We start from the raw sequence: 23,630 nt of genomic DNA on the forward strand, positions 1-23,630 counted from the left end.
CATTCCGGCTCTGCTTGCAGGCTTTTGTGCTGCCCGGCTTCTTCATCGACGACCACTTAACGATCACCCCGCTCCACGACACCGGCGGGGTACGTCTGCGCCTGGAGGGTGAGCCACGCCTCGCTCACCACGAACCGCTCACTGAGGCGGTGAACGCCTGCATGCGCGCCGCCGACGAGGTCACCATCGACTGCCGCCGCCTCGCCTCTCTCTCCGACGGCATCCTGCACACCTTCGTCGCCCTGGCCGGCGGCCTCCGCCCGCCACAAACCCTGTACCTCAAGGCCGCACCGGAACTCGCCCTCGCTGAACGGTGCGCCAGCCAGGGATGGGACCAGATCCCCACCCTGCGCCTGGTCTTGATCTGCGCGTGAGACGGCGCTCCAAGTCCACGCCAGGCCCAACAGCCCCTCGAACTCCCACTTGAGGGCAGGCTGGCCGCGCCGTCCGTTATCCCCGAGATGGCGCGGCCTACCCGCCTCGACCACGAGCGCCCGGCCAGCGGGAGGACGGCGGGTGCTCTGGGAGCGGGTGGACCCTTCCAGTGTCGGCGCCGGATGCGATCCACAATCGAAAACTACCCGGAACCACGCGGTTGTCACCTTTGGGGATAGCTGGTGTGCCATGGTGTGGGCTCTGCTGTGTGGACCCGCACGTGGTCCTCGGCGAGTGGGGAGGCCTTGTGGATGTGGCTCAGTACACGAGAGTGGCGGTCGGCCGGGCGCGGCGGCGCCGGCGCGGGCGCCGGCTTCCTCCTGCGGAGCCGTCCTTCACCGTTGCCGAGGTGGTGCCTGAGGTGGTGCGGCCGCGTCCCGCGCTGCCGCGGCCGCACACGTGCTGCACCGTCGAGCAGGTTCGCGGATTCTTCGGCAGTACCGTCGTGGTCACCACCCTGCACGCGGGGGACTGCCCCGTCTGGTCCGCCCGTAGCTGACCGGTGGCAAAGGGCCGCCGCACACCGGGCCCAACCCGCTGGGAGGAGCGAGATGGACTGGCAGGGGTTTGCCGAGCAGATGGCGTCGATGGCCCGCACGCTGCTGGCTCAGCCGACGGTGGATGCCACCCTGAAACAGATCACCGAGTCCGCCCACGACCTGGTCGGGGGCTGCGATGCGGCCGGCATCCTCCTTCTGGAGAACAACCAAGCCCGCACCCTGGCCCCCACCGAAGCGCGCGTGGTGGAGTGCGACCGGCTCCAGACCCAGCTCGGCGAGGGCCCCTGCTTCGACGCGGCCCGGCGAACCGATGGCGAGCGCGTCTACCGCATCCGCGACCTCGGTGAAGAGCCACGCTGGCCCCACTTCGTCCCTCAGGCCCACCGCCTGGGGATCGGCAGCATGATGGGCTTCCTGCTGTACACCGACGACGAGGACTACGGCGCCCTCAACTTCTACTCCCGCCGGCCCGGCGCCTTCACCGACGTCGGCGAGGCCGCCGGCTGGCTCCTGGCCTCTCACGCCGCGGTCGCCCTCGCCAGCGCCCGCACCCACGCCCAGATGGAACAGGCCATCACCACCCGCCACCACATCGGCGAAGCCATGGGGATCCTCATGGCGCGCCACCACGTCACCGAGGACCAGGCCTTCGACGTCCTGCGCCGCTACTCGCAGGAGAAGAACATCAAACTCCGCGATATCGCCCGCCTGGTGTGCGACACCGGCGGGCTGGGCCAGCCCTGACCTTCGCCGCCAGACAGCGGTGCCGCGGCCCTCGCCCCGGTCTGCTGCGGCTCGCGTGCCGCAGCAGAGCGGGTGAAGCTGGGGATGTGAGGGAAACGCTGTTCGTCGTGCACTGGCCGTCCTCCTCGGGCGGCCGGCGGGTCACGGTGCGCAGCGACGGGTGGGACCAGGTCCTTGGCACCGCCTACAGCGATCACGACTTGGTCGTCTTTCTCGAGGGTGCAGGCGTCGCGGATCCCGAGGCTGTTCTGGACGATCCGGAGTGGGTGCAGTGGTGTGGCCGCCCCCCTCATGAATTCGGCGTCATGTGACGTCCCCGTGGGTGTTGCAGAGGGTGTCGGTCATTCCCAAGGGGCGCCTTGGCGTCAAGAGCGACTCTCGTGACGGGCTGTGGGTCCTTCACGCAGGTCTCAGCGGGTCAGGCGGTCAGCGCTTGGGACGCGCCTGGCGGGTGCCCCAGAACACGGTGCGGGCGGAGCGGACGCGTGCTTCCTGGCGTTCCTTGTCACAGGCGTGCTGGTAGGCGGCCTGCAGACTGTCCGCCGTGGCCAGGCGACCGCTGCCGTCGGGGGCGGTGCGCCAGATCCGGGAATGATGGTGCAGGCCGCTGGATCCTGCCGCGGGGGAGGGCGCTGGGAAGACGTCTCCCGCTGTGAGCACAGCGGCTTCTTCCAGGGGCTGCAGATACGCGGTGATCCCTACCTCGGCCAGCAGGTAGAAGACCGGGCGTGGCACCAGGTGATACTCCAGCACCGGCACCGCCCGGGCTTCATCGCCCATCTCCCACAGCAGGTTCAGCGCGAGCGGCTGGGTCAGGCACACGACATCGAAGCGCGCCCCGCACGGGAACACCGTTAGATACGGCGGTTGTTCCCACTGTTCCTGCGCCTGCCGGGGGCTGGGGTGGCAGGCGGCCAGCCATTGCTGCCCGTCCATGAACCGACGCTAACCCCGCCGCTCTACACGCGTCATACGAACGTGACAAGCCACCCCTCAACTTGCTGTATATGGCCGGGAATCGACGCGGAGCCCGCCTGCAGCCCCACGCCATTGAAGTGAAGGGCTGCCTGTATGTATTGACAGCCACTCGAATGCCGCGCACCTTTCTGCCCCGGGGTCCGGTTGGGTGCAGCATGAAAACTGCGCAAAAGAGTGATTCTGCGGAAGGTGTCGCCGTGGATGCATTCTTCAGTCGGACTGCTCCGATTCGCATGGGTGTCTGGTTTTTTACACCGCCAAGCCCCGATGCCGCGCCGGTGATGTCGCAACCTGGCGGACGCGTTGTTGACGTGCGGCACTCTGCCGGCCCGCTGCTCGAACTCCTGGCCCGGCTCACTGACTTGGAGAGTGCCTACGGCGAACGGTACGAGCGCCCTGCTGCTGTGCCGGCGGCGTGGGCACGGCGTGCATGACCTGCCTGGCCGCCACCGCCGGTCCTTCATCCCCAGCCCCGCCAGTGCCAAGGCGGAACCGGCCCGGCCGTCCACGCCATGGGGCCAGGCGGTGTCCGCTCTGGAACCGCCGGCCGTGTACTGGGATCCGACCGAGGAACTGGCCCACCTGCTGGGCGAGGCCATCGAGGAGACCCACGCGCTCTTGGACCCGCCAGAGCAGGTCGAGCCCATTCCGGATGCCGCAAACACATCCCCCGAACTCGCGGACCATGCTGGCAGTGGCGCCGACGGCGAAGAAGCCGCGGCCGGAGGCGTCAACGCCGCTGACCTCAGCCCCGTGCGGCAGGTTGGGTTACCTCGCCGGACTCGTCCGCGGCGCCGTCGCCCGCGCTACCGCCTGCCGGGAGGGCTGCTGCGGCTGACCAGCTTGCTGATCGCCGCAGCCGCAGCCGCTCTTGTCTGCGGTGTATGCATCCTCAGCGGCGTCGTCAGCTACCAGCCCCTGCGCGAAGTGGCCGTGCGCCACACGGACCCGTTCTCGACCGACGCCTGGCCGCTGCTGGTCTACGGACCCTGGACCGTCGCCTCCCTGTCCGTGCTGAGAGCCGGCCTGCACCGGCGCCGCGCAGCCCACTCCTGGGCAGTGGTGCTGCTATCCTCACTCGTCGCGATGGCGCTGTGCATCACCCAGGCCGCCCCCCATCCGCTGGACGCCGCCACCGCCGCCCTGCCCGCCGTTGCGGCCCTGGCCTGTTTCCACCAGCTCATGCGCCAGATCACCCTGAGCCGCCCCCCGCGCCAGACCCGCTCGCGTCACCGCACCCGCTCCGTACCCCGGCAACGACGAGCTCCCAAGCCTCCGTGACATGACCAAGCTGTCGAACCGGGCCGTCGGACGAAGCGGGGGCGGGCCGGTCGGGGCAGGATGGCGGCGAAGTGCTCCGTCCGGAGCGCTCCTGGACGCCGAGTTCCCGCTGCCCGGATGTGGGCAGCTCCGGCTGATGTGAAGGACGCAGGTATGGCCAGCGGCACCGTGAAGTGGTTCAACAGTGAGAAGGGCTTCGGCTTCATCGAGCAGGACGGGGGAGGCCCGGACGTCTTCGCCCACTACTCCGCCATCTCCGGCAACGGCTACCGCGAGCTCCTCGAGGGCGAGAAGGTCACCTTCGACATCACGCAGGGCCAGAAGGGCCCCCAGGCCGACAACATCGTCCGGGCGGGGCAAGCCGCCCACTGACCGGGGCACGCAGGCCAGGTAGCAGCCCCAGTCCGGCCCTGGCAAAGAGCGTTACCGAAACGCCAACCGCGTGCTGCTTGCATCGTGACCGGGCAGCGTATGCGTCGTTGATGTGATGAATGGCGGGTGCACGCCGACTCCGGCTGGCCCCGGTCCTCGAACCCCGGGGCCGGCCGGGCATCAGGCCCCAGGCCAGCTCGCGTGTGGAGGGCGGGCCGGGCATGGCGTGTCTCCGGGCCCGGCCCGCCGGGTGGAAGCGACAAGCCCGAGCGTGGAAAGGCTGCCGCGACGGCTCCAATATTGCGGCAGGACCCCCTTTGGCGGCGAGCAGACGCGCCGCTGCGGTACGCCGTACGGCCCAGGCGCCAGGCTGTTGGTACTGACGGACTCCGTCCCGCTCCTCCTGGAGCGGTGGCTGGCATCCCACAGCCCCCAAGGTGATGGGCGATTGACGGCCGCGGCCGGGCGTGCGAGACCGGCAGGCCGGGCCGGTCCTGATCTGCGCCGCCAGGTAGCGGTGCTGCGGCTCTCGCCCCCGGGTGCGGTATGCGGGGCCTTCTTGGCCCTCCAGGCACACCGATCCGCAGGTACGACGGAGCGCGGCTATGCTTCACGAACCGTGGGCACATGCTGCTCGTGACCTGGACCCTGTCGTCGCGTTGAACCGCTCGCCTGGCAGGCGCCGGGTGTCGTACGCCGCTCTGGTTGGGCCCGGTGTGCGGCGCCCGGCTACCGCTTCCCGTTCTGTCACCAGGGCCGGGGCCGCATAACAGGCGCCATTGCAGGGGTCGTCGGTAGCGGCGAAGTGCTCCGTCCGGAGCGCTCCTGGACGCCGGCTTCCCGCTGCCCGGATGTGGGCAGCTCCGGCTGATGTGAAGGATGCAGGTATGGCCAGCGGCACCGTGAAGTGGTTCAACAGTGAGAAGGGCTTCGGCTTCATCGAGCAGGACGGGGGAGGCCCGGACGTCTTCGCCCACTACTCCGCCATCTCCGGCAACGGCTACCGCGAGCTCCTCGAGGGTGAGAAGGTCACCTTCGACATCACGCAGGGCCAGAAGGGCCCCCAGGCCGACAACATCGTCCGGGCGGGGCAGGCCTCCTACTGACGGCGGTATCCCGGCCTGTGCTCGTCCCGCTCCCAGGAATTGACGCGACGTCAACCACGCGATGACGGTGATGTGACCGGGGCGCGCGGGTGTCGTTGATGTGATGAGCGGCGGGTGCACGGCCGCCTCCGGCCGGCCCCGGTCCTCAACCCCCCGGGGCCGGCCGGACATGAGGGCTCTCCCCAGCCCGATACCGCATGTGCATCGGCAGAGCAGGGTCGGCTGGCTGTGCCGGGCGTGTTCGTCGACGACCTCTGCCTGATCACCCCTGAGGCATAAATGCACGACCTGGATCGCGCACAGGGGCACTTCTCCGGCCAGTGCGCCGAGCCCGGAAACCCAGCGATGACCCCCTCGGTCTCCTCGCATGCAGATCCTTTAGGACCAGAGGACATCTTGCTGTCCTCCACATACAGGCGTTGCATCATCAGTGACGCGCCGCACGTTGCCCATCACGGGGCGCCAACCGCTCCTTTCTGCAGGTCCGGTAGGTTGTCAAACATGCCTAACGTCGCATCGTCATCGCCTGCTGAAGCGTTCGCCGCTCTGCTGGAGGGAAATGATCGGTTCGTCCGGGGAAACCTCCTGCACCCCAACCAGGGCGCGGAACGGCGTTCCGAATACGCCCAGCAGCGCCCCTTCGCGGTGCTGTTCGGCTGCTCGGACTCCCGGCTGGCCGCAGAGATCATCTTCGACCGCGGTCTCGGTGACCTGTTCGTAGTGCGCACGGCCGGTCACGTGGCGGGCCCCGAGGTCCTGGGAAGCATCGAGTACGGCGTCACCGTTCTCGGCGCCCCCCTCGTCGTGGTCCTCGGCCACGACTCCTGCGGCGCCGTCACCGCCGCCGCCGAAGCGCAGCGCAACGGCGTCGAGCCGTCCGGCTACGTGGGCGACGTGGTCGAGCGCGTCATGCCCAGCGTCCTCGCGGCTCGTGCCACAGGAGCCACCGAGGTCGACCAGTTCGTCGACGAGCACATCCGCCGCTCCGTCGACGGTCTCGTGCAACGCTCCGTACCGCTGGCCCGGCAAGTGGCAGAGGGGCGCTGCGCCGTCGTGGGCCTCTCCTACCGACTCACCGAAGGCACCGTCAACCGGGTTGCCAGCCAGGGACTCCTCGACTAGACCGCCGGACTGCAGCCGCACACCCCCTTTTCTTCACGGAGTAACTCATGACCGATCCGGCGGCTGACGCGACCGGCTCCCCGTTCGCGGGCACAGTCGCCGTGATCAGCAACGACGACCACAACGAAGCAGCTGAGCCACTCAAGGACTGCGTGCATTGGCTGCGAGACATCGCCGGGATCGACGCCGTTGCTGTATCCCTGAGCCCCGGCAACCTCGCTGAAGCGCCCGCGGCGGTGCGGGCCGCCGCACCACGCGGTCCGCTCGCCTGCCTCCTCCTGCACACCAGCCCAGGCTGCCCTGAAGCCCTGCGCCAGGTCCTGCACGACGAGAATCTGCTGGTCGTCACCGACGACAACCTGCGAGCGGTCACTGTGGCAGCGCAAGTCCTGAACGCACTGCGCAGGACAGAACGCCCGGCCGGACAAAGCTCCGTACTTCTGGCCGGCAGCGACCAGCTTGCCGAACTCGGACCCCTCCTCGTCGCCGTCGGCATCTTCGACCTCATTTTCTGGAAGAACGCCGATGCCCCGGCCTTCCCGCTGGGCCGAGTTGCTGCCAGCGCCAACATCGTGGTCGACCTCGTAGGAGCGTACGACGATGCCCGTGGCACGCTGCCACAAGATCCACCGCAGGTGATCCGCAAGCCGGCGCTTGCCGACTCTCTGACGGCGCTGCCCGGCCTCCTCACTGCAGCAGCTGACACACACAACCTGGACATCGACACCGACGTCCTGGCAGCCGTGGCCCAACTCCTCGCCACCACCTCGGAAACGCTTCCACTGCAAACCCCGGATGAAGCGCTGACCAGCAACATCGAATGGGTTGCCCGCCAAGCCATGCGTCACCCCCGCGGAGCCTGACCTCCGAGCACACCAGAACAGCGCCCTGGGCCACGAGACGATGCTGCTGACTGCCCGGGCGTCGACCCGGCTTCCTGATCCAGGCGCATGACGTCCTCGGCCACCGGCCGCCGGGGTCCGTCAGCGATATTGAAGGTGACCGCTTCGCCCTCTATGAGGGGCAACCTGTCCGGGACGGCTTCAGCGGCGACGAAGACGTCGGTGTCGTTGCTCTCCAGGACGATGAAGCCGCACCCCCGCTCGGAGTTGAACCACTTCACCGTGCCACGGGCCACGACGGACTCCTTAAAGAGTGGTCGGCGTTGACGAGTTGGGCCCGCTTCCGGCAGCGCAGTATGGACTGTCTGCCTGGTGGCGAGGGTCTATATGCCGTGGTCGAGGCCGGCCCTGTCCGGTCTGCGCCACAGCGGCGGGCGCGGCGAACTGGCCGCCCCGAAAGAAGAAGCGGTGGGCAAGAACCCATGCTGGATCTCGACGGCCAGTAGAAACGCGCGGCGGTGCGATGGCCTTCGTAGAGGGCGGGAAGCGGCGGTCGGGGACCACGGTAGCCCCGGCGCTGGAGCTGCGGGCTGGGCGCAGGCCGCAGCGGGCGGGCTTCCGGCCGGACATACACCCCTCGCCGAAGCGGGTCAGGCGAGGGCAGCCTGCATGGTGGGGTAGATGGGGACGACGGAGTCCAGCCCGACGATGGTCAGCACGCGCAGCACAGGAGGGCTCACCCGGGCCAGACGCAACCAGCCGCCAGCCGCGGTGGCGCGGCCGTATGCGGCCAGGAGAATGCTCAGGCCGCTGGAGTCCAGGAACGCCACGCCACCCAGGTCCACCACACATTGAGGGGCAGTCCCCGCACAGGCCGACGCGAGCGCCGCCTGCAGGGGCCCGCCCGTCTCGTAGTCGATCTCGCCACGCACCTCAAGGACAGTCGCCCCGCCCTCCACGCGGGGAGTGACCGCCAGATGACCAGCTGTCTTTTCCGACACGGTTTCCGTTCTTTCTGGGCCCGCAGAGCACGCTTGTCGTCGCTTCAGGATCGGGCATACATGCGGCCGGGGCAGCACCGACCGCGAACAGTGCTGCCCGACGCTGTCCAGCCAACGAACTCGAGTCCGGCATCCGCCAATACCTTGAGGACAGGGGAACGGCCTGCTGGAGTCCGGACGCCAAGCTGCTGACAGGCGCCGCCGCGCGCCGATGCTGTACCCCGGCAGGGCCCCTGGCCCACACCGCCGAGCTCGGGCCGGGCCAGCCGCAGGGTGGCGCGGCGGTCAGGGAAGCTGGACTAGGAGACCTGCTGCAGACGCCGTGGTGTGGGCCGGGCCCGGCGGGCCGTGTTGCCCGGTTGGTGAACTTCACGTCAGTCCTTGGCCAGGTCCCACCTCTGCACGCCGTACCGGTCCTTCCCGGCCGGTGTCAGTGGCTGTTTCGTCGGCCGGCCAGGGCGCGGTGTTGGATGTTGACAGCGGCGCCGATGCCGGCGTGGGTGCAGGTGAACAGGTCACGGGCGCGCCGGATCTTGGCGTTGACGTGGCCATCGTCTCGGGCAGCAGCGCAGGAGGCCGAAGATCCTTGGCCGGGAAGGATTCACGGGTTGCTGCATTGGTGGTCCGCGTGTCTAGAGGGATTGCGCTACGCGAGCTGCTGCAGGGGCAGGGGCGAAGCGTCTGCGATGAGCGGAGTCAGCCAGTGGATCTCCAGATCCTCACGTAGGTAGTCCATGCGAGTCTCCTGGAACTGGGCAAGGTAGGGCTGGGCCAGGTGGTTGCGTAGATCAGCCCGGGAGCGCCACAGCTCGTAGAAGACCAGTGTGGTGGGGTCGGCGGCATCGCGGTGCACTTGGTAATGCCAGGATCCGGGCTCTCTACGGGTCGGCTCGACGAACGAGAGCAGCAGACGGGCCAGCTCCTCGGCTCGCTCCGGGCGGGGGCGGGCGAATCCGTAGATGCCGATGGGGCCACTCCCCGAAGGTATGACGAGTTCCATACCTGCGACGGTAAGGCGTCCCGAGGTACGATACAAGCCATACCTGGAGGAGAGTCGTGGAACTCGGAAAAGTGTTCGCCGCGCTTGCAGACGATTCCCGGCGCAAGGTGGTTGCCGAACTCGCTACCGATCCCGAGGACAGGGAGCGCGCTTGCGGGTCGTTCGACCTGCCGGTGAAGAAGGCCACCCGCACTCACCACTTTCGCGTTCTGCGGGAGGCGGGTTTGGTAGCGCAGCGCAATCGCGGTAACGGAAGCGCACTGAGGCTGCGCAGGACAGAAATTGAGGAGGGCTGTCCTGGTCTGCTGGAGCTCCTCGTGGCGGAACTGAGCCGACGGAGTGAAGGCGAAACCATCTCATGATCCGGCGGTCGCTCCCGGTGCTGGAGCTGCGGACCGAGTGCCGTGGCCCGCTCCGCGGGCTCGGCCCCGGGCGGGGTGATGCTCGAGGGCACGGTCGAGTCGGTCACCGCCCCCTTGGGCGCTGTGGCGTGACGGGGCGTACTGTGCGTCTCTCCTCTCGGGCTCCTACCCACCGCGCCAGCGTGGGTCGCGTCTCGATACTCCGGTAGGACGGCAGAGGCCACCCGAGTGGGAAGGGGCCGTGTCATGGCCGTTCTCTTTTATTCGCCCGCCGTCGTCGCTGCGGCGATCGGGCTCTTGATGATGGTGCCGAGGTATGCCTTGAAGCGGCACGGCAAACCCGTTGTGGGGGAGCGTGGAAGCGCGAGCGTCGGGACCGGCTCACTCAACGTTGTCATTCACTACGCGGACCAGCTCGGCACGAAGAGACACATCACTGTGGACTTCTCGGAGATCGACAGCGAGGAGCACGGAGACCCGGTCGCGCTCGTCTACGATCCGGGCAGGCCGGGGCGTGCCATGACTACGAAGGCGTTCACCACTGCCTGGTGGCGCACGGACGGTGGGTTTCTCGTGCTACTCGGGATGATCTTGACTCTCGGAGCGACCTCCCTGTGGACCTTCGCCTGAGCTCGTTTCTCGCCCCGGCCCGGCCGGAATGAGCGGAACATCCTGAGCGACGGTTCCGCTGACCCCGCTGGCGGCGCGTACAGCGACAATTACCCCGCCGCCTACCCCGGGGTTATCTGCGGCGACTTCCGCTGGCCGACGGACCTCGCGACCTACCGGCATAACGTCACGGTCGATCGCATACGCCACCCGATGTACGGCGCGTTCACCGCCAACATGCGGCCGTGTGCCTTCTGGCTCGCCCCCCGCGGAGCCGAAGGTGAGGATCACAACCGGGGACCCTCCGACGTGGCGCAAAACCTTCGCGATCCGGCGACCCCGCTGTCCGGGGCGCTCCGCACGCGTCGGGCCCTCGGCGAACGGGCCCGGATGATCACAATCGACCAGGGTGGTCACGTGGCCTAACTGTCGGGTGCCAACGCCTGCGTGAACGACTACCTGGTCACAGGGAAGCGCCCCGCACACGACACGCACTGCCCTGCCGCGCAGCCGGTTCGATGACGCAAAACGGCACCGGTGCCCGAGGCCGGCCCACCCCGTTTGCATCGTGTCCGGAGCGGCGTGCGGCATGGCGGACGGCGGCAAGCCGACGGGGACTGGCTCTAACCCAACGGTGTGAAGGACCAATCCGCGTACGCCTCCAGGACGGATTCCGGTCATGGATGACCACATGGGCCCCCAGCCGCTACGCGGCATCAAACGTCTGTCGCTCGGAGCCCTGAGTGGCGTCCTTGCAGGCTACGCGGCCATCGCTGTGGCCGAACTGGTCTCTGCGGCCGTGCGGCCGGAATCGGGGCCGGTCATCGCGGTCGGCGGGGCGGCGATCGACCGCACGCCTCCAGGGGTGAAGGACTGGGCGATCAGGCATTTCGGCACGAACGACAAACTCGTTCTCGAGCTCGGCATCCTCGCTGTGTTGACTGTCCTCGCTCTGGTCCTCGGTGCGGTGGCCGCCCGCTGGCGGGTGATCGGTTCGGCCGGCGTGCTGGCTTTTGGTGTGGTGGGCGCCGTGGCTGCCACGAGTCGGCCCGACTCGACGAGTGTCAGCGACGCGTTGCCGTCCGTGGTGGGAGCCGTGGTCGGTGCCGCGCTCTTGTACTGGCTGGCTGGGCGGCTTCGAATCTTCCGCGCGTCGGCCGATCAACCGCACGAGCAGACGGGGACGGCGGAGGCCGCCTCGACGGCAGCCGGCGCGTCAGTGGAGAGCACGACTCTCACCGGTGCGAGGAACGAAGTGCAGGAGTCAGGATGGGATCGGCGGGGCTTCATCCTGGCCGCGACCGCCGCCGCGGCGGCCTCCACTGGTGCAGGTCTGGCGGGCCGTGCGCTGAACGGATCCCAGGCCCAGAACGCCGTCGCCTCCCGCAAGGACGTTGTACTGCCCGCCCCGTCGTCGAGGGCCGCTGCCGTGCCCAAGGGCGCCGCGCTGCGGATCAAGGACATCAGCCCGTATTTGACGCCCAACGGCGACTTCTACCGCGTCGACACCGCGCTCGTGGTGCCCAGGGTCGACGCCACCTCCTGGCAGCTGCGCATCCACGGAAAAGGGGTGACGCGTGGACGAACGCTGTCCTTCGACGACTTGTTGAAGATGCCGTTGATCGAGCGGAACATCACCCTCACCTGTGTGTCCAATGAGGTCGGCGGCCCCTACGTCGGCAACGCACGCTGGATCGGCGTCCGCCTGGCCGACCTTCTCAAGGAGTGCGGGGTGAAGCCCCCCTCGCAGGGCGGTCCAGCGGATCAGCTGGTGGCGCGGTCGGTGGACGGGATGACCATTGGCAGCCCTGTCGAGGATGTGATGGACGGCCGCGACGCGATGCTCGCCGTCGGCATGAACGGCCAGCCGCTGCCCTTTGAACACGGCTTCCCGGTCCGCATGCTCGTGCCCGGACTGTACGGGTATGTATCTGCATGTAAGTGGATCAAAGACATCGAACTGACCACCTTCGATGCCTACGACTCCTACTGGGTCAAGCGGGACTGGGCGCAGAAGGCGCCGATCAAGACCGAGTCGCGCATCGATACTCCAAAACCGTTCGGACGTCCCAAGGCGGGCATGGTCATGGTGGCGGGCGTGGCGTGGGCGCAGCACCGCGGGATTGACAAGGTCGAGGTACGAGTCGACGACGGACCATGGCAGGAGGCACGCCTGGCCGCGGAGGACACCCGCGACACATGGCGGCAATGGTCCTACGAGTGGTCTGCCACCAAAGGCGGTCACACGCTGACCGTGCGAGCCACGGACCGCACCGGTCAGACACAGACCGACAAGCGCACGCCGACGATCCCCGACGGAGCGTCCGGCTGGCACTCCGTCGTCGTCACCGTCGACTAGATCGCTCAGGAGAAGGAGCAGAAAGCGACGAAGATGACCCTAACGGTGATCGGGCCGGCCGCGCATCGGTTACTGGTGTGGTCACCCAGTTCACACCGCTTTCCAGCGGTATCCGGAAGGCGGCGCATGACGGAGAGCATCTCGATCGTCCCCAACCCAGCGCACGGCCCCGACCTGCCCACGCTCATCAGCCAGGTCGGCGCGGGAGACCAGGAAGCGTTCGCCACCCTCTACGACGCCGCCTGCCATTCGGTTTTCGGGCTGGTCCACAAGGTGTTGCGCGACCATGCCCAGGCCGAGGAAGTCGCCCAAGAGGTGTGGGTCGAGGTGTGGCGCACGGCCGCCCGCTACCGTGCGGAGCGCGGGTCGGTGCTCAACTGGATCCTCACGTTGGCCCACCGGCGCACCGTCGACCGCATCCGCTCCGTAGAGTCCGCGGCCGCTCGCGATCACCGGGCCGCTCTGCTCGACCGGACTCCGGAGTTCGACGAGGTGTCCGAGCAGGTCCAGGCACAGCAGGAGCGAGAAGAACTGCGCCGGTGTCTGCGTTCGCTCACTGAAATTCAGCGTCAGTCGGTCACGCTCGCGTACTACCAGGGCCTGACTTATAAGGAGGTCGCTGAAGAACTGTCGGCGCCTTTGGGCACGATCAAGACGCGGCTGCGGGACGGGCTCATCCGGCTCCGTGACTGCTTGGGGGTGACGGCATGACCGTGGACATGAACGACTTGCACACGCTGACAGGCGCGTACGCGCTCGATGCACTCGACGACGATGAACGCGGGGCGTTCGAGGCGCACATGGCCCGTTGTGCATCGTGCGCGCTGGAGGTGCGGGAGTTCTCCGCCACCGCCGGACGTCTCGCGCTGGCCGCGACGAGCCGCGCACCGCAACACCTGAAGTCACAGGTGCTGCGGCACATCAGTCAGGTTCGCCAGGAGCCCCCTGGCGCACAAGTCAACGCGCCTCCGACGAGAACACAGCGCGGTAGGACAGTGCGGTGGACTCTGGCTGCCTGCACGGCAGGTATCGCCACGCTCGGCGCTACTACCGTATGGCAGCACCAGCAAGCCGCCGCCGCCCGACAGCGGGCCGAGGTCGTACGGGAGCAGACCGACGACATCACCGCAGTTCTCGCCGCACCTGATGTCAAGACTGCCTCGGCATCCCTGGGTGGTGGATCGCTCGGTTCCGTGGTTGTCTCGCAGAGCAGCGGCAAGGCCGTGTTCATCGCATCTCACATGGCAGCCCCCCCAAAGGGCAAGGTGTACCAGCTGTGGTTCGCCGACGGCGGCCACATGCGCCCGGCTGGTCTGATGGACGCCTCACGCGCGAATCAGAGCGTGCTCATGAACGGCCGTACGGGCGAAGCCACCGCAGTCGGCATCACGCTGGAGCCCGCCGGTGGCTCACACCAGCCGACCAGCCCGCCCCTGGCGACGATGGCCCTGCCGGCCTGACAGCTCAGCCCGGAGCCCGGAGCCCGTAGGCCGGATGGCGCGGGGAGTACTACGGTTGTGATGCTCCCCGCGCCGTCGCGGGCGCCCAGCCTGGGCCCGTAAAGGCGACTCCCTCCGCGCGCGTTGACGTCTGGCCCGGGATGCGCCACCAGGAAGCGTGCAGACAGCTCACTTTTTCGGGAAGCGACCAATCCGCTGTGCCCGTTGCTCCGGATTCCGTGCGATGGAGGCGAATGGCCTCCACGGATCTGATCGCTGAGGGATTGTCATGCAGACTCGAGTCCGTCGTGTTGCTGTCGCTGTTGCTGCCGCCGCGATGTTGCCGCTGGCCCTGACCGCGTGCTCCGACAGCGACTCCAAGGACAAGGCGTCCGACAGTTCGTCGGCCGCCGCCTCGAAGGGCTCGGACATGGCCAGCCCCTCGGACGACATGACTGATTCCGACAAGCCCTTCGGTTCGGCGTGTGCGTCGGTGCCGAAGGATGGTGCAGGCTCCTTCGACGGTATGGCCAAGGACCCGGTCGCGACCGCGGCGTCCAACAACCCGGCCCTGTCCACCCTGGTCACCGCCGTGAAGAAGGCCGGCCTGGTGGACACCCTTAACAATGCCAATGACATCACCGTGTTCGCGCCGACCAACGACGCCTTCGCCAAGATCCCGAAGGCCGACCTGGACAAGGTACTCAACGACAAGGCCCAGCTCACCAAGATCCTCACTTACCACGTCGTGGGCCAGAAGCTCGCGCCCAAGGACCTGGAGAACGGCTCCTTCGACACGCTGGAGAAGTCGAAGGTGATGACGTCAGGCTCGGGCGAGTCCTACAAGGTCAACGACAGTGCGAACGTGGTCTGCGGAAACGTCAAGACCGCCAACGCCAACGTCTACATCATCGACTCCGTCCTCATGCCCAAGAACTGACGGACTGCGAGCTGACGCAACCGAGCAGAGGTAACACGTGAAATCTGCGGCGCTCCCCGCGCCCCTGCCACGTTGAATGGCAGGCCGGCGGGGGCGGGGAGTGTTCGGGAGGGTGTGAGCGGCGGCCTCCCGACGGTTGCGTCCGGCGGGCGAGGCGGACGGCGATGCGCAGATGCAGTCACCATCCCTCTCGCCCGCCTTCCCCGTCTCCTTCGTTCAGGGGCATTCGCAGCAGGCATGCCGTCCCTGGGCCGCAGCGAGCGCGCTAAGCGTCGAACTGGAGCAACATCCGTGAGAGGCAGGGAGGCCCGGTTGATGCCCAGGTCGACGGCGATGCTTTTGTAGGTCGCCCCGGGTGCGGGCTCGTACAGGCCTCGGCATCGGCCTTCAACTTGTCCGGGTCGTCCTTCATCGCCACCGGCCGTCTTCTCGCTTCCTCCAGATCAAGCCGCTCCAGCATCAGCGTGTCCACCACTCAGGGGACCGCCCCGCACCACAGCCGTGTATCCCCGTCCCACACGACGCACCGGACCCGCCACCGGAAACGGCTTCATCATGCGTTGCGCGTGTGTGCAGCATCCCTGGCGCCGAGTGATCGCGCGGCACCAGGGATGCGTACTACGCTGGCAGACCGCGAGTGGATCAGCCATCAGTACCTGTAGGACGACGCGCTACTTTCACATGCCCATGTGACCGCTGTGGTTCCTCGATCCGTGGTGGCCCATGTGGCTCTCATCCCAGGCGTGCCCGCCCCAGTTGGCCGAGCCGTTGGCGCAGCTGTTGCCGAAGGCCGGGTTGAGCAGACCGATGACGTTCACGGTGTTGCCGCACACGTTGACCGGGACATGAACCGGGACCTGGACGAGATTGCCGGACAGTACGCCCGGCGAACCCACTGCGGCGCCCTGAGCACCGGCGTCCGCGGACGCCGCGCCCGCCCCGGCCAGAACCGAACCGCTGAGGGCCACCGCGATCGCCGCACTCTTCAGCACACGAGACATGACACATTCCTCACTCACTCACCCAGTCCTCGCCCCTCGGACGAGAACAAGAAGCAGTCCACTTCTCACTGGCCATCCGGAACACACGGGGCAACTGGATTGGCCGCACAGCACCAGTTCACTCGTCCGGACCACCTGCCCGCCGGGGTGCTTCTCCGGGCGGCCTGCGGTCGGCGACTGGAAGGCTGGCTCAGGCAGCAGGGGGTCGAGGACGGCCCGTTCGGTGACGGTGGCGTCAATGGGGTACGTGTGTCTGCGTGCCGCGGATGTGGCCGGACACCGCCCAGATGGTCACCACCGGGAGGACCCACTCGGCCTCGGACTCCTTTCCGCAGCAAAGCCGAAGACGGCTCCCCTCTTCCGAAAGGGGAGCCGTCTGGTGAAGTGATGAGGGGCTGTCAGGCGTGGTGCCCGTTTCCGGTGATGAGGCGGTACAGGGCCAACAGGACCAGCGAGCCGACGATGGCGGCGATTCAGGTCGACAACTCGAAGAAGCCGTCGATGGAGTCGACATATGTGTGTGCTCCGCCTCATCGCTCACAAATTCGGGTCCTGTGCTTCTAGCGACATCTCGAGCGCCGTGTCACCGGTGCCATGCACGCCCCGGCATGCGCAGCGGACCCCTGAAGGTGGTGGTCACCAGCCCCGCCGTCAAGTCGCAGACCTCAGTGGCCAACTTTTCCCTCGTCCCCGACGGCATCGCCCGCACTGCCGCCTACGCGATCGAGCAGTCGTCGAACGTCGACATCGTCATCCGCCCCACGGCATAGGCCGACCCCGCACAGGCCGTAATAGGCGAACTTAGAAGCCGTATTCCTATCGACCATGGGAGCGGTTCTGATCGAACGGGACCCCTGGTCGGGTGATCTTGGCCGGGTGGGCGCATGAAAACAGGGCCTCCGGTGCAGCACGAGAGTTGCGAAGCCAACTCGAGGCAGGGAGACCCTGTTGTTCCAGTCTTAGGTGATGTACCCGGTCGCGTTCAACCAGCCTGGCACCGGCATCAGAGTCATGCTGCCAATCGCTCAGACGATCAACGCCTACGAAAATCTTGGAAGAGCCGCTCGTTTGACAGCCCCCCTTGGAACTCAGGCGTTGCCGGGCGGAGTGGGAAAGCGCGACTCGCGGTCCGTGTGCGCGTAGACCTGCCCCGAGTGGTTGAGCAGGGCGATGTACTCGCCGACCTTCTCCAGGGCCGAGCCGACCTGGAGCAGTGCGCGCTCCATCGCCGGGTTCATCTCGGCGGCGAACTCGCGGCCCGCCGGGGCGAAGGGGTTGTCGGAGTCCTCGGCCGGGGGTTTGTAGCCGCTGGAGAGACTCGTGTGCCCCTCCCCGTTGTCGGCCTTGTCCTTCGCGGTCTGCCCGAAGACGGTGTCCTTCACGGAGGCGACGTGCGCGCGTACCTCCTCGTACTTGGCGACCATCGCCCGCGCCTCCACGAGCATGGATGCCTCGGCGGTGCGCAGCGAGGCGAGGTCCACGGCGAGGTCACCCGAAGGCGGACCCGGTTCCTTCATGTCCGGTCCGCTGCCGCCGTCGCCGACGTCCTGGGGATCTTCGTTGAAGGAGGGGGCGGTCGTCCACGCGACCTTGTCCTCCGGGACGAGGCTGCTGAGATCCTTGCCGTAGTCGGCGCTCTTCTCCGAACCGTCGTCCGACTCGTCGGACTCCGGCAGCGGGGTCTTGTCGTAGGCGGACTCTATGGCGCCACTCATGCTCGCTCCCTCGTCTGTCCGGTACCGCGTTGGCGCTGCGGTGACCGGGGGCCTGCTTTCGAATAGCACTGTCAGCTCTACCCCGAGTGCAGTCATTTACCAGCACCGGTGTGCTGTCGAGTACGGACACAATTCCCCTACTGGACAGCGTCTTTCATTCGAAGGTTAGTTATGGCCGTTCTCTGGAGAGGCGCCGACCGTAATCATCCGCGACCTCCACGGGAGCGACGAAACGACGATCTATGACTCCCGCCCGGACGTCACTCCTGCCAATGAACAGCGGAAACGCAGTCATCATGCACGGAAAGACAACAACCTCTTAGGTACGGAGAATGGTCGCAGCGCGCTCAGGTTGGAGCGCTTGGAGAGGAGCGCAGCCCTCGTTCAGACCACGATGTGGGGGCGGTTGCCTGCCCATTCGCTCCTGGGAGTGGCCCGCCTCTGCCAAGGGGTAGGGAGCAGTCGAGCCTTCAGGCCGTGGACAGGTCTGATGGCTCGACCAGCTCTGATATGGCGCCGAACTCTCTTGCGTGAGCAACTGGGCCCTTCCGTGACGGTGTGGGCTCAGCCCAGCAACTGCCATCGCGCGTCGCTCTCGGCGCACGAGCCGATGATGAGCCGCTGGTTCGGCTTCTTGACGGCCTGGCCCTGCGACTGGAGGCACTGGTCGTTGCTCAGCACGTTGTGGATCTTGAAGACATCGGCGCCGGACGGCTCCAGCCACCACAGCTGGTTGTCGTCCATGCTGTTGTGGCAACCGGCCTCCTTTATCGTGGTGCCGACCGGCTTGGGGCCGCGGTCGGGCATGTCCAGGCAGAGACCGTCCTTGACGTTGCTGAAGATGACGAGCTTCTTCCCACCGGGACCGGTGTCCCCGACGTGGACCCGCATGTTCCACAACTGGTTGTCGCCGTCGGAGCCGTCACAGAAGTAATGGTTGACCGGCTCGCCGACCTTGCCGGGCCCGTAGTACGGGACATCGGCGCACATGCCGGTGGCGACGTTCTTCAGCAGCACCCTCGACCGGTCGGTGACGGCCGGCACGACCGCCTTCTTCACTTCCTTCTTGACCGTCGGCGTCGGCGACGGCGACCGCGTCACGGGCGGGGCGACCGGCTCGATGCGCGGCGCCTGCGTCGTCGGCTTGGGCGACTCCTTCGGCGACGGCTTCACGGTCTTCGTCGGAGTGGGACTCGGCGCCTCGGTCAGCTTCCGCTCCGCCGCCGCCTGCTGCGCCGCGATCTTCTCCTTCTTGGCGTTCTCGTCCGCCTGGTGACTGCGCCACGCGCCGATCCCCATGGTGCCGCCCGCGATCAGCGCCAGGACCGCCACGGCCCCCGCGATCCGCACCCCGGCCCGGGAGCGCTCGCCCGGCTGCTGGGCACTGGTCGTCAGCGCCTCGACGAACCGCGCCCGCTGCCGTCGCTTCGTGTCGTCCTGCTCGGAATCACTCACCGCATGTCCTCAACTCACAGAGAAATAGCCAATTCGCACGGACCCGCCCACCGGGCCCTACCTCACGACCCCGCCGTACAGGTCGCGCTCCCGCAGCAGTTCGGCCGCCTTGGTCAGCGCGGCCGACAGCCTTCGCCGATACGTACTGAAGGAGAGTCCGAGACGGCTCGCGGCGGCCTGCTGGCTCCGCGGCCCGCTCAGATACGTGATCTCCAGGACCGCCCCCAGTTGTGCGGTCCCCGGCGCCGTGCGCAGCCGCTCGACGGTCTGATCGAGGACCGTGCGCAACGCCGTCGCGTCCGCCCCCGGCTGGACAAGCCGCGTGGTCAGCAACGCGTTCTCGGCGAGCTCCCCGGTGTCCCCGGCCCCCACACTCCGAAAAGCCTGCTTCACCGCCTCCGCGAACCCGGGCCAGGGCAGGGGCGCGGGCGTCGGCTCGGCCTCGGCGACGTGCGCCGCGCCCGGTTCGTCGGCCGGCAGCCGCGTCCGCAGCGCGGCCATCCAGCACGGAAAGGATTCGATCCGCCAGTCCTGCGCATACGACACGAGCGCCCCGCCCCCGCCGTCGGGGACCGGCGTCGCGCGGTGGCGGCACAGCGCCAGCAGCGCGGACAGCTCACGGTCCTCCGGCGCTGCGACCGTCCAACTCACGGCAATACCAGGCGTCGTGGCCCACAGGGTGACGAGCGCGGCAAGGTTCGCCGGTGCGTTGCCGCAGCTCCAGCGCGCCAGCAGCAGCCGCTCCGTGCGCCGCAGCGGGGAGCCGGCCCGCACCGCGTCGAGCGCCGCAAGCGCCACCGGGTCGTCGGGTATGTGCGGGCCGTCGCCCTCCAGCGTGGGCGCGACGAGCACGGCGACGAGACGGCGCCGGTCCTCCGTGACCGTGAAGGCCGCGGGCTGGTGGTCCCACCACTGGGCCGCCAGCTCGGCGGCGCCCTCCCCGTGCTCGGCGCGCAGCAGCTCCAGCACCTCGTCGCGCTCGTCCGCGCGTGCCGTGCGCAGCCGGAAACGGGCCACGCCCCGCCAGTCGGTCGCCGTCCGCACCGCGCGGTTGACCCGCGCCAGGGCGGCGAGACCGACGCCGGACGCCCAGCGGTCGCCGGTGCCCTGCGCCAGCCGCTCCGCGTAGTGCCCGCCGATCCGGTGGACGAGCTGCTCGAACCCCTCGGTCCCCCGCCAGCGCAGGTCCGCCACGAGCGCCTCGCGCATCAGCTCGTGCGGGACCAGACCGTCGGGTGTGGTGCGCACGAACGGCAGCTCCCGCAGCCACCGGCAGAGCTGGCGGGCCTCGGTGGGCGACACGTCCAGGGCGTTGCGCACCAGTTCCTCGGTGGTGACGGCGGCGAGCGCCAGAACATGCAGAGCGTCGGCCTGGGCCAGGGTCGGCAGTTCGCGCAGGGAGAGGCGCAGCAGTTCGCGTACGACTTCGGGCAGATCGCGCAGCTCCCACTGGCGCGGGAGTCCGGCCGTCTCTTCCTGACCTATGTGGGCGTCGGCGAGGAGGACGAGCGCCAGCGGAAGCCCGTATCCTGCCCGGACGATGCCCGGGATCGCCGATTCGGGCACATCCCGGTTGCGCAGCAGCACGGCGGCCTCGGCGTCGTCCATGCCCTGGAGCTCCACACTGCGCAACGCGTGCCACCACTGGGCGTCGGTGCGCCACTCCGCGGCAGGAGGGTGCCGACCCGCGACGACCACCAGCAGATGTGTGGGCATACTCGGCAAAAAGACGTCCCGCAGCCACTGCTCCAGCGGGCCGAGCGACTCCCCCGAATCAATCAGCAGCACACTCGCCTCGTCCAGCGGGGCCTGCGCGTCGAGGGCCGCCCGGAAGGCCTCCGGGCTCGGCTCGGTGCGCCGCAGGTCGACCGTGCGGCTGGTCAGCCCCTGGGCCTCCACGTCGTCGGCGAAGCGGTGCAGCAGCGCCGTCTTGCCAAGGCCGCCCATGCCGTGCAGCCACACGACGAAACTGCCGCGCTCCTCGCTGAGCAACAGCTCACGCAGCAGCCGCAGCTCGGCGACCCGCCCGGTGAACACTCGTCGCCGCAGAGCGACCAGGGCGTTCCCGTGGGAGTCGACGCGCGTGGGCGTGGGGGGCCTCTGCATCGTTGTGTCCGTCGTTCCGCTCGATTCCACCGGAGTCGTCAGTGATCAAGTACCTTACGCGAGGTCGAAGATAGTATGTAACGGCAAACATCTTGGCTACAGGCGTTCCCGTTACGGACAGAAACGGGCAGCGGCTCCGATCACCAGCGACGAGTTCTCCGACAGGCTGTTGTCGGCGGTGGAACGTAAAGCGGTAGGACCGTTGTGACTATCTGTCGGTGATCAATGGTCCACTGCTTGGCCCACACCGGGCGGGCGATGGAAACGGAACATGCGCGCCGCTGCCAAGATCGCAGACCAGCTCGCCAGACGGAGCGAAGCCGGGAGAGTGCACCGCTTTGTCGGGCCAGAGACGTGCTTGGCGGAAAACTGCGGGACTTTTCATCGTGCGGCATGAACGCCTACGGCGTGTTCGGCTCCTCCCTCCAGTGCGTGGGGCCCGCGCGTAAATGAGGTGGCGCCGGAAGCCGACCGGAGGCGTGTGCCGCGATCGATCGCGGGTAGTCGCCCGCCCACGCCGCCGCTGCGCCGGACCGTCAAGTCCGCCGTGAACGGCACCGTGCCGCCACCTGAGGAGCGTCTGTGATAGAGCCTGTACCCGCTTCTGCACCCGGAATTGCGCCCGCCGCCGACCATGCGCCGGCCGACAGCCGGGACATGTACGCCGTCCACGCCATGCTCCGCCGCGAGTTGGCCGAGCTTCCCGAGTACGTGATGAACGTGGAGGAGGGGGATGGTCGGCATGTCGAGATCGTCGCTCGGCACATCGACTTCGTCGCCCGAATTCTGCACGTACACCACGAAGGTGAGGACCTGCTTGTCTGGCCGAAGCTGGCCGAGCGTGCCCCGGCAGACACCGCGGCTGTGCTGGACGTCATGCGGGCTGAGCATGCGGGGATCGATCGCGGGCTGACCGCGCTGACCGATGCAGCCGCGTCCTGGCGGGCGAACCCCGATGTGGCGCGTCGGGAGGCCGTCGTGGACGCGCTGCGTGAGCTGACGCCCGTCGTGAGCTCGCACCTGGCAGCCGAGGAAGCCGACGCGCTCGTCCTCATCGACGCCCACCTGAGCGCGCCGGAGTGGGGTGAGGTGGGGATGCATGGCATCGCCCACCTGCAGCCGGAGGAGTTCCCCTTGTTCTTCGGCATGCTGCTGCACAATCTGGATCCGGATCTGTACAAGGTGCTTGAGGCCACCCTGCCTCCGGACCTGTTCGCGGAGCTTGCGGTCAGCGGCCCGCAGGAATATGCCCGGCACCGCCGAGAGCTCGCTGCCGCGGCCTGACGGCGCTGCAGGATACGGGCGTTACGGAGACAGCAGTCATGTGCTCACCGGATTGCCACCAACTGGGGGCAGCACATGAGCAGAACCCGCTGCCGTACCGCCGCTAAATCGCACTCCTACGGTGAGCAGCCGCGTGATTGCCCCGAACGGACTGCGCCACCATCCAAGTTGATGGAAGTCTGATGGAAGGCAGAATACGAGTTGCCTAACGTCCTCATCATCGGCGCCACACAGGGCACCGGGCGAGAACTAGCCGCCGCCTATCTGCGCGACGGTGCGAACGTAATGATCACGGGGCGCGAGGGTGCGCGGGCCGCGACCGTAGCCGCTGAACTCACGGCCGAGGCAGCGGAGTCCACGGCGACGGTGGCCGGACAGCTACCGGCCACCACCGGCGAGGGCTCGCCCTCTGTCGGCGCGGTCACCGGCCTGGCCCTCGACCTCAGCCGCCCGGAAACGGTCGCCGCAGCGCTCGCTTCTGTCGAGCAGGTCGACCGGCTCGTCCTGGTCGGCATGGTCCGCGATCGCAACACTCTGGCCAGCTTCGACGTAGCGGCCGCCAGCCAGTTGGCTGTGACGAAGATCGTCGGGTACACGGCCGTCATAGCCGCTCTGGCCGAACGCCTCACGCCGAACGCCGCGGTGCTGCTGTTCGGCGGTGGCGCCAAAGACTATCCGTATCCCGGCTCGACAACTTTGACAGCCGTCAACGCCGCTGTGACCGGGATGGTGCGGACGCTGAGTATCGAACTGGCTCCCGTGCGGGTGAACGCCATCCACCCCGGGCCGATCGAGAACAGTCCCTTCTGGCAGGGCAGGGCGGAGCTGGCCGAAACCCTGGCCAAGTTTCGGGCGGAGACGCTGACCGGCGAGCTCGGCAGCATGGCTGACATCGTCGATGCCTGCCGGTTCCTGTTGGAGAACCGATTGGCCAACGGCATCGACCTGGCCGTCGACGGCGGACATCTATAAGTCCGGA

General features: G+C 68.0%; 26 protein-coding genes and 1 pseudogene. 18 read left to right on the forward strand and 9 right to left on the reverse strand.

Going from position 1 to position 23,630, the window contains the following annotated elements:
• Positions 1-14: 14 nt before the first annotated feature.
• From C1N81_RS04605 to C1N81_RS04615, 3 genes are all read left to right on the forward strand, one after another.
• Positions 15-374: a hypothetical protein gene (locus C1N81_RS04605; protein ID WP_394427057.1), complete on the forward strand. Its 360-nt coding sequence runs from the start codon at positions 15-17 to the stop codon at positions 372-374.
• A 612-nt stretch (positions 375-986) separates the two neighbouring features.
• Complete coding sequence (locus C1N81_RS04610; RefSeq protein WP_394427059.1) at positions 987-1,679, forward strand: GAF and ANTAR domain-containing protein; 693 nt, start codon at positions 987-989, stop codon at positions 1,677-1,679.
• A gap of 86 nt (positions 1,680-1,765) precedes the next feature.
• The gene (locus C1N81_RS04615; protein ID WP_394427061.1) at positions 1,766-1,990 is read left to right on the forward strand and encodes a hypothetical protein; all 225 of its coding nucleotides are present in this window, start codon (positions 1,766-1,768) and stop codon (positions 1,988-1,990) included.
• 115 nt (positions 1,991-2,105) lie between these two features.
• Here the strand turns inward: C1N81_RS04615 and C1N81_RS04620 are convergent, their stop codons facing one another.
• Positions 2,106-2,615, reverse strand: a complete 510-nt coding sequence (locus tag C1N81_RS04620; protein ID WP_394427064.1) for a hypothetical protein — start codon at positions 2,613-2,615, stop codon at positions 2,106-2,108.
• A 567-nt stretch (positions 2,616-3,182) separates the two neighbouring features.
• On the opposite strand from C1N81_RS04620, the gene C1N81_RS04625 reads away from it, so the two are divergent.
• The 5 genes from C1N81_RS04625 (at position 3,183) to C1N81_RS04645 (ending at position 7,401) form a co-directional block, all read left to right on the forward strand.
• A complete protein-coding gene (locus C1N81_RS04625; protein WP_394427066.1) occupies positions 3,183-3,938 on the forward strand; it encodes a DUF2637 domain-containing protein in 756 nt (251 codons plus the stop codon).
• Positions 3,939-4,091: 153 nt separating this feature from the next.
• Positions 4,092-4,310, forward strand: coding sequence for a cold-shock protein (locus C1N81_RS04630; RefSeq protein ID WP_394425634.1), 219 nt, complete (start codon positions 4,092-4,094; stop codon positions 4,308-4,310).
• 887 nt (positions 4,311-5,197) lie between these two features.
• Positions 5,198-5,416, forward strand: a complete 219-nt coding sequence (locus C1N81_RS04635; RefSeq protein WP_394427068.1) for a cold-shock protein — start codon at positions 5,198-5,200, stop codon at positions 5,414-5,416.
• Positions 5,417-5,917: 501 nt separating this feature from the next.
• The gene (locus tag C1N81_RS04640) at positions 5,918-6,538 is read left to right on the forward strand and encodes a carbonic anhydrase (protein ID WP_394427070.1); all 621 of its coding nucleotides are present in this window, start codon (positions 5,918-5,920) and stop codon (positions 6,536-6,538) included.
• A 47-nt stretch (positions 6,539-6,585) separates the two neighbouring features.
• On the forward strand, positions 6,586-7,401 hold the full coding sequence (locus C1N81_RS04645; protein ID WP_394427073.1) for a hypothetical protein: 816 nt from the start codon (positions 6,586-6,588) through the stop codon (positions 7,399-7,401).
• On the opposite strand, the gene C1N81_RS04650 is transcribed toward C1N81_RS04645, so the two are convergent.
• The 3 genes from C1N81_RS04650 to C1N81_RS04660 form a co-directional block, all read right to left on the reverse strand.
• Positions 7,383-7,676: a cold-shock protein gene (locus C1N81_RS04650; protein ID WP_394427075.1), complete on the reverse strand. Its 294-nt coding sequence runs from the start codon at positions 7,674-7,676 to the stop codon at positions 7,383-7,385. The genes C1N81_RS04645 and C1N81_RS04650 overlap by 19 nt on opposite strands.
• A gap of 354 nt (positions 7,677-8,030) precedes the next feature.
• Positions 8,031-8,381 carry an STAS domain-containing protein gene (locus tag C1N81_RS04655; protein WP_394427077.1) on the reverse strand — a complete coding sequence of 117 codons (351 nt, stop codon included), beginning with the start codon at positions 8,379-8,381 and terminating at the stop codon, positions 8,031-8,033.
• Positions 8,382-9,027: 646 nt separating this feature from the next.
• A complete protein-coding gene (locus tag C1N81_RS04660) occupies positions 9,028-9,381 on the reverse strand; it encodes a putative quinol monooxygenase (RefSeq protein WP_394427080.1) in 354 nt (117 codons plus the stop codon).
• 56 nt (positions 9,382-9,437) lie between these two features.
• Between C1N81_RS04660 and C1N81_RS04665 the strand changes: the two genes are divergently transcribed.
• The 7 genes from C1N81_RS04665 (at position 9,438) to C1N81_RS04695 (ending at position 15,090) form a co-directional block, all read left to right on the forward strand.
• Positions 9,438-9,743, forward strand: a complete 306-nt coding sequence (locus C1N81_RS04665; RefSeq protein ID WP_394427082.1) for an ArsR/SmtB family transcription factor — start codon at positions 9,438-9,440, stop codon at positions 9,741-9,743.
• Positions 9,744-9,989: 246 nt separating this feature from the next.
• Positions 9,990-10,373, forward strand: coding sequence for a DUF3592 domain-containing protein (locus tag C1N81_RS04670; protein WP_394427083.1), 384 nt, complete (start codon positions 9,990-9,992; stop codon positions 10,371-10,373).
• A 192-nt stretch (positions 10,374-10,565) separates the two neighbouring features.
• Entirely contained in the window at positions 10,566-10,778 is a 213-nt protein-coding gene (locus C1N81_RS04675; RefSeq protein ID WP_394427085.1) for an alpha/beta hydrolase, read from the forward strand.
• Positions 10,779-11,031: 253 nt separating this feature from the next.
• Positions 11,032-12,711 carry a sulfite oxidase gene (locus C1N81_RS04680; protein WP_394427087.1) on the forward strand — a complete coding sequence of 560 codons (1,680 nt, stop codon included), beginning with the start codon at positions 11,032-11,034 and terminating at the stop codon, positions 12,709-12,711.
• Positions 12,712-12,837: 126 nt separating this feature from the next.
• Positions 12,838-13,422 carry a sigma-70 family RNA polymerase sigma factor gene (locus C1N81_RS04685; protein ID WP_394427090.1) on the forward strand — a complete coding sequence of 195 codons (585 nt, stop codon included), beginning with the start codon at positions 12,838-12,840 and terminating at the stop codon, positions 13,420-13,422.
• A complete protein-coding gene (locus tag C1N81_RS04690) occupies positions 13,419-14,171 on the forward strand; it encodes an anti-sigma factor (RefSeq protein ID WP_394427093.1) in 753 nt (250 codons plus the stop codon). Before C1N81_RS04685 ends, C1N81_RS04690 begins: the two co-directional genes overlap by 4 nt.
• A gap of 268 nt (positions 14,172-14,439) precedes the next feature.
• Positions 14,440-15,090, forward strand: a complete 651-nt coding sequence (locus C1N81_RS04695; protein ID WP_394427094.1) for a fasciclin domain-containing protein — start codon at positions 14,440-14,442, stop codon at positions 15,088-15,090.
• Between the two features lie 677 nt (positions 15,091-15,767).
• Here the strand turns inward: C1N81_RS04695 and C1N81_RS04700 are convergent.
• Both C1N81_RS04700 and C1N81_RS04705 read right to left on the reverse strand, forming a co-directional pair.
• A complete protein-coding gene (locus C1N81_RS04700) occupies positions 15,768-16,091 on the reverse strand; it encodes a chaplin (RefSeq protein ID WP_394427096.1) in 324 nt (107 codons plus the stop codon).
• A gap of 398 nt (positions 16,092-16,489) precedes the next feature.
• Positions 16,490-16,603, reverse strand: a pseudogene (locus C1N81_RS04705) (GlsB/YeaQ/YmgE family stress response membrane protein); the annotation flags it as partial.
• Between the two features lie 96 nt (positions 16,604-16,699).
• Between C1N81_RS04705 and C1N81_RS04710 the strand changes: the two are divergent.
• Positions 16,700-16,861 carry a hypothetical protein gene (locus C1N81_RS04710; RefSeq protein WP_394427098.1) on the forward strand — a complete coding sequence of 54 codons (162 nt, stop codon included), beginning with the start codon at positions 16,700-16,702 and terminating at the stop codon, positions 16,859-16,861.
• A gap of 318 nt (positions 16,862-17,179) precedes the next feature.
• Here C1N81_RS04710 and C1N81_RS04715 read toward each other — a convergent pair whose 3' ends face one another.
• From C1N81_RS04715 to C1N81_RS04725, 3 genes are all read right to left on the reverse strand, one after another.
• Positions 17,180-17,806 carry a hypothetical protein gene (locus tag C1N81_RS04715; protein ID WP_394427100.1) on the reverse strand — a complete coding sequence of 209 codons (627 nt, stop codon included), beginning with the start codon at positions 17,804-17,806 and terminating at the stop codon, positions 17,180-17,182.
• Positions 17,807-18,370: 564 nt separating this feature from the next.
• Positions 18,371-19,261 carry a ricin-type beta-trefoil lectin domain protein gene (locus C1N81_RS04720; RefSeq protein WP_394427102.1) on the reverse strand — a complete coding sequence of 297 codons (891 nt, stop codon included), beginning with the start codon at positions 19,259-19,261 and terminating at the stop codon, positions 18,371-18,373.
• 57 nt (positions 19,262-19,318) lie between these two features.
• Positions 19,319-21,367, reverse strand: coding sequence for a hypothetical protein (locus C1N81_RS04725; protein ID WP_394427103.1), 2,049 nt, complete (start codon positions 21,365-21,367; stop codon positions 19,319-19,321).
• A 582-nt stretch (positions 21,368-21,949) separates the two neighbouring features.
• On the opposite strand from C1N81_RS04725, the gene C1N81_RS04730 reads away from it, so the two are divergent.
• Positions 21,950-22,651 (forward strand): hemerythrin domain-containing protein, encoded by a 702-nt coding sequence (locus C1N81_RS04730; protein ID WP_394427105.1) that lies wholly within the window; start codon positions 21,950-21,952, stop codon positions 22,649-22,651.
• 201 nt (positions 22,652-22,852) lie between these two features.
• Positions 22,853-23,623 carry an SDR family NAD(P)-dependent oxidoreductase gene (locus tag C1N81_RS04735; RefSeq protein ID WP_394427107.1) on the forward strand — a complete coding sequence of 257 codons (771 nt, stop codon included), beginning with the start codon at positions 22,853-22,855 and terminating at the stop codon, positions 23,621-23,623.
• Positions 23,624-23,630 lie beyond the last annotated feature (7 nt).

The sequence above is a fragment of the Streptomyces sp. SGAir0957 genome (assembly GCF_043523415.1).

Coding starts and splice junctions, on each gene's coding strand:
- C1N81_RS04610 (WP_394427059.1), top strand. CDS start 987: ATGGACTGGCAGGGGTTTGCCGAGCAGATGGCGTCGATGGCCCGCACG.
- C1N81_RS04620 (WP_394427064.1), bottom strand. CDS start 2,615: ATGGACGGGCAGCAATGGCTGGCCGCCTGCCACCCCAGCCCCCGGCAG.
- C1N81_RS04630 (WP_394425634.1), top strand. CDS start 4,092: ATGGCCAGCGGCACCGTGAAGTGGTTCAACAGTGAGAAGGGCTTCGGC.
- C1N81_RS04635 (WP_394427068.1), top strand. CDS start 5,198: ATGGCCAGCGGCACCGTGAAGTGGTTCAACAGTGAGAAGGGCTTCGGC.
- C1N81_RS04640 (WP_394427070.1), top strand. CDS start 5,918: ATGCCTAACGTCGCATCGTCATCGCCTGCTGAAGCGTTCGCCGCTCTG.
- C1N81_RS04645 (WP_394427073.1), top strand. CDS start 6,586: ATGACCGATCCGGCGGCTGACGCGACCGGCTCCCCGTTCGCGGGCACA.
- C1N81_RS04660 (WP_394427080.1), bottom strand. CDS start 9,381: ATGGAACTCGTCATACCTTCGGGGAGTGGCCCCATCGGCATCTACGGA.
- C1N81_RS04670 (WP_394427083.1), top strand. CDS start 9,990: ATGGCCGTTCTCTTTTATTCGCCCGCCGTCGTCGCTGCGGCGATCGGG.
- C1N81_RS04675 (WP_394427085.1), top strand. CDS start 10,566: ATGTACGGCGCGTTCACCGCCAACATGCGGCCGTGTGCCTTCTGGCTC.
- C1N81_RS04680 (WP_394427087.1), top strand. CDS start 11,032: ATGGATGACCACATGGGCCCCCAGCCGCTACGCGGCATCAAACGTCTG.
- C1N81_RS04685 (WP_394427090.1), top strand. CDS start 12,838: ATGACGGAGAGCATCTCGATCGTCCCCAACCCAGCGCACGGCCCCGAC.
- C1N81_RS04690 (WP_394427093.1), top strand. CDS start 13,419: ATGACCGTGGACATGAACGACTTGCACACGCTGACAGGCGCGTACGCG.
- C1N81_RS04695 (WP_394427094.1), top strand. CDS start 14,440: ATGCAGACTCGAGTCCGTCGTGTTGCTGTCGCTGTTGCTGCCGCCGCG.
- C1N81_RS04700 (WP_394427096.1), bottom strand. CDS start 16,091: ATGTCTCGTGTGCTGAAGAGTGCGGCGATCGCGGTGGCCCTCAGCGGT.
- C1N81_RS04710 (WP_394427098.1), top strand. CDS start 16,700: ATGCGCAGCGGACCCCTGAAGGTGGTGGTCACCAGCCCCGCCGTCAAG.
- C1N81_RS04715 (WP_394427100.1), bottom strand. CDS start 17,806: ATGAGTGGCGCCATAGAGTCCGCCTACGACAAGACCCCGCTGCCGGAG.
- C1N81_RS04725 (WP_394427103.1), bottom strand. CDS start 21,367: ATGCAGAGGCCCCCCACGCCCACGCGCGTCGACTCCCACGGGAACGCC.